The organism is Streptomyces sp. NPDC045998, from assembly GCF_056430285.1.
In genome coordinates this window covers 420,627-432,976 of record NZ_JBWKLJ010000001.1, presented here as the reverse complement: position 1 = coordinate 432,976, position 12,350 = coordinate 420,627, and the positions used below count along the sequence as shown (strand labels likewise).

Sequence of the window (12,350 nt, the reverse complement as noted above, 5' to 3'; positions counted from 1 at the left end):
AGGCTGTCAGGCCCTCTCCGGCGTCCTGTCGTGGACGCCCGCGTAATAGTTGATCTTGTGGTCGAGTACGGCGAGGGTGTCCCGGAGCTCCGCGATCCGCGCCCGCACGTCCCGGCGCGTCCGCTCCAGCAGCTCCTGCCGCTGCTCGACGGTGTGCTCGCCCTCGCGCACCAGCTCGGCGTACCGCACCATGTCGGCGACCGGCATGCCGGTCAGCCGCAGCTTGCCGACGAACGTGAGCCAGTCCAGGTCCCGGTTGGTGAACCGGCGCTGTCCGGTGTGCGAACGATCGATGTGCGGCATCAACCCGATCCGCTCGTACCAACGCAGCGTGTGGGCGGTGAGCCCGGTCCACTCCGCGACTTCGCTGATCGTGTAGCGGTCCCGGCCGTCGGGGCGCGGGTGCGGCGGCGGCGGCGCGGAGACGCAGACCTCGATGTTCGGCGTCCGTACGGGGGTGCTTGCGATCACCGTCATGCCCCCACGCTAGGAGGTTGGAGTGCACTCGAAGCAAGGAGATTCCCGGGCAAGATCCAAGACGGAACCGCGGGCGCATTCGAACGAGGCGGCGCCGACGATACGCTCGTACGCATGCAGAGCCTGGCGATGATCGAGAACTGGCCCGTCCCCACCGCTGCCGCCGCCGTCGTACGCGCCGACGGCACGACGGCCGGAGCGCACGGCCCCACGGGGCGGCGCTTCCCCCTGGCCTCGGTCACCAAGCCGCTCGCCGCGTACGCCGTGCTCGTCGCGTACGAGGAGGGGGCCGTCGAACTCGACGAGCCGGCGGGGCCCGAGGGGTCCACGGTGCGGCACCTGCTCGCGCACACGTCGGGGCTGGCGTTCGACGAGCACCGCGTGATGGCGGCGCCGGGCACACGGCGGATCTACTCGAACGCCGGGTTCGAGGTGCTGGGCGACCATGTGGCCAAGGCCACGGACATCCCGTTCGCGGAGTACCTGCGCCAGGCGGTGCTGGAGCCGCTCGGCATGAAGGACACGGCCCTGGAGGGCTCGCCCGCGAAGGACGGCGTCTCGACCGTCGACGACCTGGTGCGGTTCGCCGCCGAGGTGCAGGCGCCGCGGCTGCTGGACCCGCGGACCGTGCTGGAGGCGATGTCGGTCGTCCACCCGGGGCTGACCGGCATCCTGCCGGGGTACGGCCACCAGAAGCCCAACGACTGGGGCCTCGGCTTCGAGATCCGGGGCGCCAAGTCGCCGCACTGGACGGGGGCTTCGTCGTCGCCGCGGACCTTCGGGCACTTCGGGCAGTCGGGGACCTTCCTGTGGATCGACCCGGACGCCGGGTGGGCGGGCGGGAACGGCACAGGCGCGGCGTGCGTGGCGCTGACCGATCGGGCCTTCGGGCCGTGGGCGATCGAGGCCTGGCCCCCGTTCACGGACGCGGTGCTGGCGGAGCTGCGCGCCTCGGCCTGAGCGCCACGCGTCCTCCCGAGCCGGGCGCCCCGGCCTGAGCACCCCGCCTCCTCACGCTCCGAGCGCGCCGACCTGAGCGCCCCGCGTCCTCATGCTGCGGGCGCCTCGGTCTGAGCGCCCCGCGCGTGCCCTCACGCACCGGGCGTCTCACGCGCCCCGCGCCGTCCCTCAGCCCGACATCTCCCACACCAGCACCTCGCACGCCTCCAGCGCCACCAGCTCCAGGCCCTCCGCGCCGGTGACCCGGGCGGCGTCGCCGGGGCCGAGTTCCTCGCCGGCCAGCCGTACCCGTCCCCGTACGACATGCGCGTACACGAAGGGCGCGTCCGGGACCGCCGTAAGCTCGCCCTCCGCGCCCAGGCGCCGCACGTGCAGCAGGGCGCCGGCCGCCGGCACCGCGTACGGCGTCGAGTCGGCGATGCCGGGCACCGTCTCGTACGACGGTTCCCCGCCGGGCTCGAGTGGCGCGAGCCACATCTGTACGAAGGTGAGGGGTACGTCACCGTCGTTGCGCTCCTCGTGCCGCACCCCGCTCGCCGCACTGAGGTGCTGGACGTCGCCGGGGCGCACCACCGACGCGTGCCCGGCGGAGTCGCGGTGCGTCAGCTCGCCCTCGACGACCCAGGTGACGATCTCGGTGTGGCTGTGCGGGTGCTCGGCGAATCCGGCGCCGGGGGCGAGCCGCTCCTCGTTGCAGGCGAGGAGGGCGCCGAAGCGCAGGTTGTCGGGGTCGTAGAAGCGCCCGAAGGAGAAGGCGTGCAGGGTGGCTATGCCGGCCGCCGGGTCGCCGCCGGCGTACCTCTCGTCAGCGCGCTGAACGGAAATCACAAGGCCAACGGTAGACCGGCTGGTCACTCCCCCGTCCCGATAAGGCAGTCTTGTCCCGTGCCTGAACCCGCTGCGAACGACGCCCACCCGCACTCCGCGACCCTCAAGCGCCTGGAGCAGTCCTCCGGGCGGCTCGCGGCGAACGCCATCGCCCGTATGGACGAGACGCTGCCGTGGTACCGGGCGATGCCGCCGGAGAACCGGTCCTGGATCGGGCTGGTCGCCCAGGCGGGTATCGCCGCGTTCACGGAGTGGTTCCGGCACCCGGAGACCCCGCAGGCCATCTCCACCGACGTCTTCGGCACGGCGCCGCGCGAGCTGACCCGGGCGATCACGCTGCGCCAGACCGTCGAGATGGTGCGTACGACGATCGAGGTCATGGAGTCGGCGATCGAGGAGGTCGCCGCCCCCGGTGACGAGTCGGTGCTGCGCGAGGCGCTGCTCGTCTACGCCCGGGAGATCGCCTTCGCGACGGCGCAGGTGTACGCACAGGCGGCGGAGGCGCGGGGTGCGTGGGACGCGCGGCTGGAGTCGCTGGTCGTCAACGCCGTGCTGTCGGGCGAGGCGGACGAGGGCGCGGTGTCGCGGGCGGCCGCCCTCGGCTGGAACTCGCCGGAGCACGTGTGCGTGATCCTCGGCACCGCGCCGGACGGCGACAGCGAGCTGACGGTGGAGGCGATCCGCCGGGCGGCCCGCCACGCCAAGCTCCAGGTCCTCACCGGGGTGCTCGGCACCCGGCTCGTGGTCATCGCGGGCGGCAGCGACAACCCGCTCCACGTGGCGAAGGCGCTGATCGGCCCGTACGCCGCGGGCCCGGTCGTCGCGGGGCCGATCGTGCCCGACCTGCTGGCGGCGACCCGGTCCGCGCAGGCCGCGGCGGCCGGACTGAAGGCCTGCTCGGCGTGGCAGGACGCGCCGCGGCCGGTGCTGGCGGACGACCTGCTGCCGGAGCGCGCGATGGCCGGCGACCCGTCGGCGCGCGAGCAGCTGGTGGAGGAGATCTACAGACCGCTGGAGGAGGCGGGCTCCGCGCTCCTGGAGACGCTCAGTGTCTATCTGGAGCAGGCGAGCAGTCTGGAGGGCGCGGCCAGGATGCTGTTCGTGCACCCCAACACCGTGCGCTACCGGCTCCGACGTGTGACGGACGTCACCGGCTGGTCACCGTCCGATGTCCGCTCGGCGTTCACCCTGCGGATCGCCCTGATCCTCGGGCGGCTTGCCGAGGCGGACACGCAGGCGTGAACCGCACCTAGACTTTGTCGAACACCAACAATTCACCCGACGGTTCTTCGTCCCAGTCCCCACGGGCGGTGGGAGCCGTCCACAAGAGAGAGTGTGAGGGTGCTCGTACTCGTCGCTCCCGGCCAAGGCGCTCAGACGCCCGGCTTCCTGACTCCCTGGCTCGACCTCCCCGGCGCCACCGACCGTGTCGGCGCGTGGTCCGAGGCCATCGGGCTCGACCTCGTCCACTACGGCACGAAGGCGGACGCGGACGAGATCCGCGACACGGCCGTGGCCCAGCCGCTGCTGGTGGCGGCCGGTCTGCTGTCGGCCTCCGCCCTCGGTGACATGACGCCGGGCGCCGTGGCCGGCCACAGCGTCGGCGAGATCACCGCGGCGGCGTTCGCGCGGGTCCTCGACGAGACCGCCGCGCTCCGCTTCGTCCGGACGCGTGGCCTGGCGATGGCCGAGGCCGCCGCCGTCACCGAGACGGGCATGTCGGCGCTGCTCGGCGGCGACCCGGAGGTCACCGTTCCGCACCTGGAGAAGCTGGGTCTGACCCCGGCGAACGTCAACGGCGCGGGCCAGATCGTCGCCGCCGGCACGATGGAGCAGCTCGCGGCGCTGGAGGCGGACAAGCCCGAGGGCGTACGCCGCGTGGTGGCGCTCAAGGTCGCCGGCGCGTTCCACACGCACCACATGGCGCCCGCGGTCACGGCGCTCCAGCAGGCGGCGGACGGTCTCGACCCGGCCGACCCGGTGGTGCCGTACGTGTCGAACAAGGACGGGCGTACCGTTGCCACGGGCGCCGACGTCGTCGCCCGCCTGGTGGGGCAGGTCGCCAACCCGGTCCGCTGGGACCTGTGCATGGAAACGTTCCAGCAGCTCGGCGCGACCGCGCTGGTGGAGGTGTGCCCCGGTGGCACCCTGACCGGCATCGCCAAGCGCGCCCTGCCGGGTGTCGCGACCCTCGCGCTGAAGACGCCGGACGACCTCGACGCGGCGCGCGCGCTCATCGCCGAGCACGCCGGCCCGGCCGCGTGACGCCCGGCCGCGTGACGCACGCCCCGACGACGACGCCCGCCTGACAAGGAGCCATAGAGCATGGCGAAGATCAAGCCCAGCCAGGGCGCCCCGTACGCACGGATCATGGGCGTCGGCGGCTACCGCCCGACCCGGGTCGTGCCCAACGAGGTGATCCTCGAGACGATCGACTCGTCCGACGAGTGGATCCGCTCGCGCTCCGGCATCACCACCCGCCACTGGGCCTCCCCGGAGGAGACCGTGACGGCGATGTCGGTCGAGGCGGCCGGCAAGGCCATCGCGGACGCCGGGGTCACCCCGGAGCAGATCGGCGGCGTCATCGTCTCCACCGTCTCGCACTTCAAGCAGACGCCGGCCGTCGCCACCGAGATCGCCGACAAGATCGGCGCGGTGAAGCCGGCTGCGTTCGACATCTCGGCCGGCTGCGCCGGCTTCGGCTACGCCCTGACCCTCGCCAAGGGCATGGTGGTGGAAGGTTCCGCCGAGTACGTGCTGGTCATCGGCGTGGAGCGGCTCAGCGACCTGACCGACCTGGAGGACCGCGCGACGGCCTTCCTCTTCGGTGACGGCGCGGGCGCGGTCGTCGTCGGCCCCGCCAAGGAGCCCGCGATCGGCCCGACCGTGTGGGGTTCCGAGGGCGACAAGTCCGAGACCATCAAGCAGACCGTCGCCTGGACCGACTACCGCGACGGCACGGTCGAGAAGTTCCCGGCCATCACGCAGGAGGGCCAGGCGGTGTTCCGCTGGGCCGTCTTCGAGATGGCGAAGGTCGCCCAGCAGGCGCTGGACGCCGCCGGCATCACGGCGGCCGACCTGGACGTCTTCATCCCGCACCAGGCCAACATGCGGATCATCGACTCGATGGTGAAGACCCTGAAGCTGCCGGAGCACGTCACGGTCGCCCGTGACGTGGAGACCACCGGCAACACCTCGGCCGCCTCGATCCCGCTCGCGATGGAGCGGCTCCTGGCGACCGGTCAGGCGAAGAGCGGCGACACCGCGCTCGTCATCGGCTTCGGGGCGGGTCTCGTGTACGCCGCGACGGTCGTTACCCTCCCCTAGGCACTGTTCGGAGCTTTCCCCGGAGACATCCGGACGAACTCGGACGAACAGCCCACCCCCTCTGAGAAACACCCTCTGAGAAACACCCTCTGAGGAACACACCGAAGGAGCGCCACATGGCCGCCACTCAGGAAGAGATCGTCGCCGGTCTCGCCGAAATCGTGAACGAGATCGCCGGCATCCCGGTCGAGGACGTCCAGCTGGACAAGTCCTTCACCGACGACCTGGACGTCGACTCGCTGTCCATGGTCGAGGTCGTCGTCGCCGCCGAAGAGCGCTTCGACGTCAAGATCCCGGACGAGGACGTCAAGAACCTCAAGACGGTCGGCGATGCTGCCGACTACATCCTGAAGCACCAGGGCTGATCGGTCCGCCACCCGGCGGTGGCGCCGTATTCACGCATACCTCATACACGTGGAGAAAGAATTCCTGTGAGCCCGACCAATCGCACCGTGGTCGTCACCGGTATCGGCGCAACCACACCGCTGGGTGGCGACGCCGCCTCGACCTGGGAAGGTCTGCTGGCGGGTCGCTCCGGCGTGAAGCCCCTGGAGGGCGACCGCTTCGCCGACATGCCCGTCCGTATCGCGGCCCCCGCGGCCGTCGACCCGGGCGAGGTCCTGCCCCGTCCGCTCGCCCGCAAGCTGGACCGCTCGGCGCAGTTCGCGCTGATCGCGGCCCGCGAGGCGTGGGCGGACGCCGGTTACACCGCACCCGCCGGCGAGGACGAGAAGGTCCGGCCCGAGCGGCTGGGCTCCGTCATCGCCTCCGGCATCGGCGGTGTGACCACCCTGCTCGACCAGTACGACGTGCTGAAGGAGAAGGGCGTACGCCGCGTCTCCCCGCACACCGTGCCGATGCTGATGCCCAACAGCCCCTCCGCCAACGTCGGCCTGGAGGTGAACGCCCAGGCGGGCGTCCACACCCCGGTCTCGGCCTGCGCGTCGGGTGCCGAGGCGATCGGCTACGCGGTCGAGATGATCCGCACCGGCCGCGCCGACGTGGTCGTCGCGGGCGGCACCGAGGCGGCGATCCACCCGCTGCCGGTCGCCGCGTTCGCCAACATGATGGCGATGTCCAAGAACAACGACGAGCCCGAGAAGGCGTCGCGCCCGTACGACAAGGGCCGTGACGGCTTCGTCCTCGGCGAGGGCGCGGGTGTCGTCATCCTCGAGTCCGCCGAGCACGCCGCCGCGCGCGGCGCCCGGGTCTACTGCGAGGTGCTGGGGCAGGGCCTGTCGGCCGACAGCCACCACATCGCGCAGCCCGAGCCGACGGGCCGCGGCATCGCCGCCGCGCTGCAGAACCTCCTGGACACGACGGACCTGAAGCCGGCCGAGGTCGTGCACCTGAACGCGCACGCGACGTCCACCCCGCAGGGTGACGTCGCCGAGGTGAAGGCGCTGCGCAAGGTTCTGGGCGACGACCTGAGCCACGTGGCGATCTCCGCCACCAAGTCGATGACCGGCCACCTGCTGGGTGGCGCGGGCGGTATCGAGACCGTCGCGACGGTCCTGGCGCTGCACCACCGCGTCGCCCCGCCGACGATCAACGTCGACGAGCTGGACGAGGAGGTCGACGCCGACATCGTCCGCGACGAGCCGCGCACGCTGCCGGAGGGCACGATCGCCGCGATCAACAACTCCTTCGGCTTCGGCGGCCACAACGTGGTGCTCGCCTTCCGCACGGTCTGACACGTCTGACACGGTCTGACAACAACAGCGGTACGCGACCGGGCCCGTCCCCTGCGAGGGGGCGGGCCCGGTCGCGTACCGCGTACAGCCGTATGGGAGTGCGGGAGGTCAGACCACCTGGTGGAGCCAGCGGACCGGGGCGCCCTCGCCCGCGTAGCGGAAGGGTTCGAGCTCGTCGTCCCACGGCTTGCCGAGCAGCTTGGCGATCTCCGCCTCCAGCTGGGTCTCGCCCTGGGCGGAGCGGGCCAGGGCGGCGCGGAGCCGGTCCTCGGGGACGAGGATGTCGCCGTGGATGCCGGTGACGGCGTGGAAGATGCCCAGCTCGGGCGTGGCGCTGTACCGCTCGCCCTCCGCCGTCGGACACGGCTCGGCGGTGACCTCGAAGCGGAGCATCTGCCAGCCGCGCAGCGCGGAGGCCAGCTTGGAGGCGGTGCCCGGTTCGCCGCGCCAGGAGAATTCGGCCCGCCAGGTGCCCGGAGAGGCCGGCTGCCGGATCCAGTCCAGCTGGACCCGCCCGCCGAGCACACCCGCGACCGCCCATTCGACGTGCGGGCACAGCGCGCGCGGTGCGGAGTGTACGTACAGGACTCCACGTGTCGTCACCGGGACCTCCAGTGTGGGACGAGGTTCGCCTTTCCCAGCGGCCTCAGTAAACAGCATCGGGAGCGAAACTCCGCAAAAGGGACAGCATGTGACGTGATGTAATTTACCGGAGCCGGTCGGCAAAGGCGCCTCAGGTTCGACGGGGAAAAGCTACCGTGCGCCGGGCGGCTCGGTATGACGTACGGTCGGTCCCGGTGGCCGTCGACACCAAGCTTTCACTCGCCAGGACGCCGACGAAAGGGCCAGGGGGATGCCCGCCGTGAACAAGCGTTCCGCCGCCGCCCGCTGGGGGGCGGCGGTCCTCGTGATGGCCGCGTGCGCCCTCGCCGGGTGCGGCGGCCCGCCCGCCCCGGCCGGTACGGGGACGGCGGCCCCGCGCTCCTCCCCCTCCGGTTCCCCGTCCGCCTCCTCGTCCGCCTTCCCGTCCCCGTCCCGGCCGGACGCGTGGGACCGCAGCCCGGCGTCCCTCGCCGCCGTGGGCGACTCGATCACGCGCGGTTTCGACGCCTGCGCCCTCCTCGCCGACTGCCCCGAGGCCTCCTGGGCGACCGGTACCGACGAGCGGGTGAACAGCCTCGCCTCGCGGTTCGGCGTCACCCACCGCTGGAACTTCGCCCGCTCGGGCTCCCGGATGGCGGACCTGCCCGAGCAGATGGCCCGGGCCGCGGCGCAGCGGCCGGAGCTGGTGGCGGTGATGGCGGGCGCCAACGACGCCTGCCGGGACACCACCGATCTGATGACCCCGGTCGCCGACTTCCGTGCCTCCTTCGAGGAGGCGATGCGGCGGCTGCGGGCGACCGCGCCCACGGCACGGGTGTACGTGTCGAGCGTGCCCGACCTCAAGCGCCTCTGGTCGACCGGGCGCGGCAACGCGATCGGCGCCCGCGTCTGGGAGCTGGGCCTGTGCCGCTCGATGCTCGGCGACGCACACGACCTGTCGGCGGCGGCCGAGCAGCGGCGGGCCCGGGTGCACGAGCGGGTGGTGGCGTACAACACGGTCCTGCGGGACGTCTGTGCCGAGGACCCGCGCTGCCGGTACGACGGCGGTGCGGTGTTCGCGTACCGCTTCTCCGCCGAGCAGCTGAGCCCGGACTGGTTCCACCCCAACAGGGACGGGCAGCGGCTGCTGGCCGAGATCGCGTACCGCACGGTCACGGCCGAGCGTCCTCCGTCACACCACCAGTGAGGCGGTCAGGCGCCGGTCCGTGACCGAGCGGCCGGCCTCGATCGCGTACGTCCCCGGGACCACGGTCCACCTCCCCGCCGCCTCGTCCCAGATCTCGAAGATGCGGCGCGGCAGCGGGACGTCCACGTCGACGGCCTCGCCGGGGGCCGCCTCGACGCATCCGAAGCCCGCCAGCCGGCGCGCCGGGCCCTCGGCGCCCCCGGTCGCCGGGGCGGCGGCGGCCGCGTAGACCTGGACGACCTCGCGGCCGGGGCGGGTGCCGGTGTTGCGGATCCTGACCGTGGCCCGGGCGGCGGCGGGGCCCGGGGTCACGTCGAGGGACTCGTACTCCCAGGTGGTGTAGCCGAGGCCGTGCCCGAAGGGGTACGCGGGCGTGGTGCCCGACCGCTCCCAGGCGCGGTAGCCGATGAAGACGCCCTCGGCGTAAGGCAGGCGGCCGTCGGTCGGGGTGACCTCGGTGACGGGTGCGTCGGTGAGGCGGGCCGGCCAGGTGGTGGGCAGACGGCCGCCCGGTTCCTCGGCGCCGAGGAGGACGTCGGCGAGCGCGGCGCCGCCCTCCTGGCCGGGGAACCAGCTGAGCAGGATCGCGGCGACGTCGTCGCGCCACTCCATCTCCACCGGGGAGCCGGCGTTGACGACCACGACGGTGTTCGGATTGGCGGCGGCCACGGCGCGTACGAGGTCGTCCTGACGGCCCGGCAGCTTCAGGTCGCGGCGGTCGAAGCCCTCGGACTCGACGCGTTCGGTGGTGGCGACCACGACGACCGCGGTGTCGGCGGCGCGGGCGGCCCGGGCGGCCTCCGCGATCAGCTCGTCGGGGTCGCGGCGCGGACCGAGGTGGACGAAGGAGAACAGCACGCCCGGCAGCGGGGCCGCGTGCTCGCGGTCGAGCGGATGGAGGAGGGACACCTCGACCGGGACGCCCTCGGTGAGGGTGACGCGGCCGCGCTCGGTGGGCGCGCCGAAGAACGCCTCGAAGGGGTCGGACTCGTCGCCCATCTCCTGGACGCCGTCGTAGAGCGTCTGGCCCGCGACGGTGAGCGTGAAGGCGCCGAGGCCACGCGTGCCGAAGGCGTGTTCGCCGCTCTCGCGGGGCGTGAAGGTGCCGGTGACCTCGACGCTGTGGAGGGTGTCGTAGGTGACGCCGTCGGGCAGGTCGTCGCCGATCCACTGCACCTGGCCGCTGGGCAGCGAGCCCTCGCCGAGGACGCGGCCGTCGGCGTCCCGGCAGACGGCGCGCAGGGTGAAGCCGGTGCCGGCGGGGGCGAGTTCGTCGCTGGGGTCGGCGCCGATCGCGTACGTGAGGGTGTCCGGCGGGAGCGCGGCGGTGAGGCCGTCGAGCGGGGAGACGGTGTGTTCGGGGAACACCTGCGCGGAGCCGCCGCCGAGGACGCGGGCGTCGCGGGCGGCGGCGCCGATGAGGGCGACGGTGCCGCCTCCGGGGAGGGGCAGCGCGCCGCGTTCGTTGCGTACGAGGACGAAGGAGCGGTGGGCGATCTCGCGGGCGAGGGCGTCGCCGTCGACGGGCTCCGGCAGCTCCGTCACCGGAACGGCCGGTTCCGCGCCGTCCAGCGCGCCGACGCGGGCGGCGAGGCGCAGTACGCGGCGTACGGCGTGGTCGACCGTCTCCTCCGCGACCTCGCCGGCGCGGACGGCGGCGGCCAGCGCCTCGCCGTAGACGGTGTGGGGACCGGGCATGGCGACGTCGAGGCCGCCCTCGATGGCGCCCTTGGTGGAGCGGGCGGCCATCCAGTCGGAGACGATGAAGCCGTCGAAGCCCCACTCGCCGCGCAGGACGTCGTTCTGGAGGTGGGCGTGCTCGGTCATGGTGACGCCGTTGACCCGGTTGTAGGCGGCCATGACGCCCCAGGGGCGGGCGTTCTTGACGATCGCTTCGAAGGGGGCGAGGTAGAGCTCGCGGAGCGGGCGCGCGGCCACGATGTTGTCGACGGTGAAGCGGTCGGTCTCTGCGTCGTTGGCGACGAAGTGCTTGACGGTGGTGCCGACGCCGCCGTCCTGGACGCCGAGGACGTAGCCGGTGCCGATCTCGCCGGTGAGGTACGGGTCCTCGCTGTACGCCTCGAAGTGGCGGCCGCCGAGCGGCGAGCGGTGCAGGTTGACGGTGGGCGCGAGGAGGACGTGGACGCCCTTGCGGCGGGCCTCCTGGGCGAGGAGGCGCCCGGCGCGGCGGGCGAGGGCCGGGTCCCAGGTGGCCGCCAGGGCGGTGGGGGACGGCAGGGCGACGGAGGGGTCGTCGGCGGTCCAGCGGACGCCGCGTACGCCGATGGGGCCGTCGGACATGACGAGGGAGGCGAGGCCGACCTCGGGGAGGGCCGGGAGCGACCACATGTCCTGGCCGGCCAGCAGCCGGGTCTTGGCCTCCAGGCCGAGCTTGCGGAGCGCGGCTTCCACCACTTGTTCGCGGGCTTGCTCGGCGGCCTGCGCGGCTTGCTCGGCGGCTTGCGCGGCGGCCTGCACGGCGGCCTGCGCGGCGGCTTGCTCCGGGGTGTGGTCTCTCGTCACCGTCGTACCTCCTCGTTGGCGCGGTGGCGTACCGCCATGGACGTGTGCTGCCCATGGTGAGTCACCTACTTGTAGATCGGTAGGTTTCGTTATGGCTCCGTGATATTTCGTGGGCCGGTACGGTCGGTCCCGCGGGGACATGCGACACGACGAAGGGAAGGGCCACGGGCGATGGCAGCGGCGAGGGCCAAGAGCGAGGAACGGCGGGCGGAGATCGTGCGCGCGGCCCTCGAAGTGATCGCCGAGCGCGGCTACCGGGGCGCGACCCTCGGCGCGGTCGCCGAGCGCGTCGGCCTCACCCAGCAGGGACTCCTGCACTACTTCCCCACCAAGGAGGCCCTGCTCGTCGCGGTCCTGGAGGAGCGCGACCAGTGGGACACCGGCGGCGCCGCCCGGGAGGGCTGGCGGCTCGACCTGCTCGGCTCCCTCGTCGAGTACAACGCGATGCGGCCCGGCATCGTGCAGACGTTCTCGGCGCTGCTCGGCGAGAGCGTGACGGAGGATCACCCGGCGCGGGACTTCTTCACCCGGCGCTACGCCCAGGTGCGCGGGGAGATGGCGAAGGTGCTGCGCGCCGAGTACGGGGACCGCCTGCCGGGCGGGCTGACGCCGGAACAGGCGGCGCCGCTGCTCACGGCGGTGATGGACGGGCTGCAGTACCAGTGGCTGCTGGACCCGGAGTCGGTGGACATGCCGACCGCCTTCCGGGACTTCCTGAGGCTGTTGGGGGCGCGGTAGCGTTCCGGGACCCG

Annotated in this window: 12 protein-coding genes; 8 read left to right on the top strand and 4 right to left on the bottom strand. The window is 72.9% G+C overall.

From position 1 onward, the window contains the following. Positions 1–6: 6 nt before the first annotated feature. Positions 7–477, bottom strand: a complete 471-nt coding sequence (locus AC07FJ_RS01885) for a MerR family transcriptional regulator (protein WP_479044241.1) — start codon at positions 475–477, stop codon at positions 7–9. 114 nt (positions 478–591) lie between these two features. Between AC07FJ_RS01885 and AC07FJ_RS01880 the strand changes: the two genes are divergently transcribed. Next, positions 592–1,437, top strand: coding sequence for a serine hydrolase domain-containing protein (locus AC07FJ_RS01880; protein ID WP_479044238.1), 846 nt, complete (start codon positions 592–594; stop codon positions 1,435–1,437). Between the two features lie 168 nt (positions 1,438–1,605). Here AC07FJ_RS01880 and AC07FJ_RS01875 read toward each other — a convergent pair whose 3' ends face one another. Next, positions 1,606–2,265 carry a pirin family protein gene (locus AC07FJ_RS01875; protein WP_479044235.1) on the bottom strand — a complete coding sequence of 220 codons (660 nt, stop codon included), beginning with the start codon at positions 2,263–2,265 and terminating at the stop codon, positions 1,606–1,608. Positions 2,266–2,304: 39 nt separating this feature from the next. Between AC07FJ_RS01875 and AC07FJ_RS01870 the strand changes: the two genes are divergently transcribed. The 5 genes from AC07FJ_RS01870 (at position 2,305) to fabF (ending at position 7,286) form a co-directional block, all read left to right on the top strand. Next, the gene (locus tag AC07FJ_RS01870) at positions 2,305–3,507 is read left to right on the top strand and encodes a PucR family transcriptional regulator (RefSeq protein WP_479045238.1); all 1,203 of its coding nucleotides are present in this window, start codon (positions 2,305–2,307) and stop codon (positions 3,505–3,507) included. 99 nt (positions 3,508–3,606) lie between these two features. Beyond that, positions 3,607–4,530: an ACP S-malonyltransferase gene (locus tag AC07FJ_RS01865; protein ID WP_479044233.1), complete on the top strand. Its 924-nt coding sequence runs from the start codon at positions 3,607–3,609 to the stop codon at positions 4,528–4,530. Positions 4,531–4,590: 60 nt separating this feature from the next. Next, positions 4,591–5,592: a ketoacyl-ACP synthase III gene (locus AC07FJ_RS01860; protein WP_361413956.1), complete on the top strand. Its 1,002-nt coding sequence runs from the start codon at positions 4,591–4,593 to the stop codon at positions 5,590–5,592. 116 nt (positions 5,593–5,708) lie between these two features. Next, positions 5,709–5,957 (top strand): acyl carrier protein, encoded by a 249-nt coding sequence (locus AC07FJ_RS01855; protein ID WP_018486956.1) that lies wholly within the window; start codon positions 5,709–5,711, stop codon positions 5,955–5,957. Between the two features lie 66 nt (positions 5,958–6,023). Next, complete coding sequence (fabF, locus tag AC07FJ_RS01850) at positions 6,024–7,286, top strand: beta-ketoacyl-ACP synthase II (protein ID WP_479044230.1); 1,263 nt, start codon at positions 6,024–6,026, stop codon at positions 7,284–7,286. A 108-nt stretch (positions 7,287–7,394) separates the two neighbouring features. On the opposite strand, the gene AC07FJ_RS01845 is transcribed toward fabF, so the two are convergent. After that, on the bottom strand, positions 7,395–7,889 hold the full coding sequence (locus tag AC07FJ_RS01845; protein WP_355355736.1) for a DUF3145 domain-containing protein: 495 nt from the start codon (positions 7,887–7,889) through the stop codon (positions 7,395–7,397). Positions 7,890–8,139: 250 nt separating this feature from the next. Between AC07FJ_RS01845 and AC07FJ_RS01840 the strand changes: the two genes are divergently transcribed. Beyond that, a complete protein-coding gene (locus AC07FJ_RS01840) occupies positions 8,140–9,075 on the top strand; it encodes an SGNH/GDSL hydrolase family protein (protein WP_479044228.1) in 936 nt (311 codons plus the stop codon). Here AC07FJ_RS01840 and AC07FJ_RS01835 read toward each other — a convergent pair. Then, a complete protein-coding gene (locus AC07FJ_RS01835; protein ID WP_479045234.1) occupies positions 9,061–11,553 on the bottom strand; it encodes a beta-glucosidase in 2,493 nt (830 codons plus the stop codon). The two genes, AC07FJ_RS01840 and AC07FJ_RS01835, sit on opposite strands and share 15 nt — an antisense overlap. A 216-nt stretch (positions 11,554–11,769) precedes the next feature. On the opposite strand from AC07FJ_RS01835, the gene AC07FJ_RS01830 reads away from it, so the two are divergent. Then, positions 11,770–12,336, top strand: coding sequence for a TetR/AcrR family transcriptional regulator (locus tag AC07FJ_RS01830; protein ID WP_479044225.1), 567 nt, complete (start codon positions 11,770–11,772; stop codon positions 12,334–12,336). Positions 12,337–12,350: the final 14 nt, after the last annotated feature.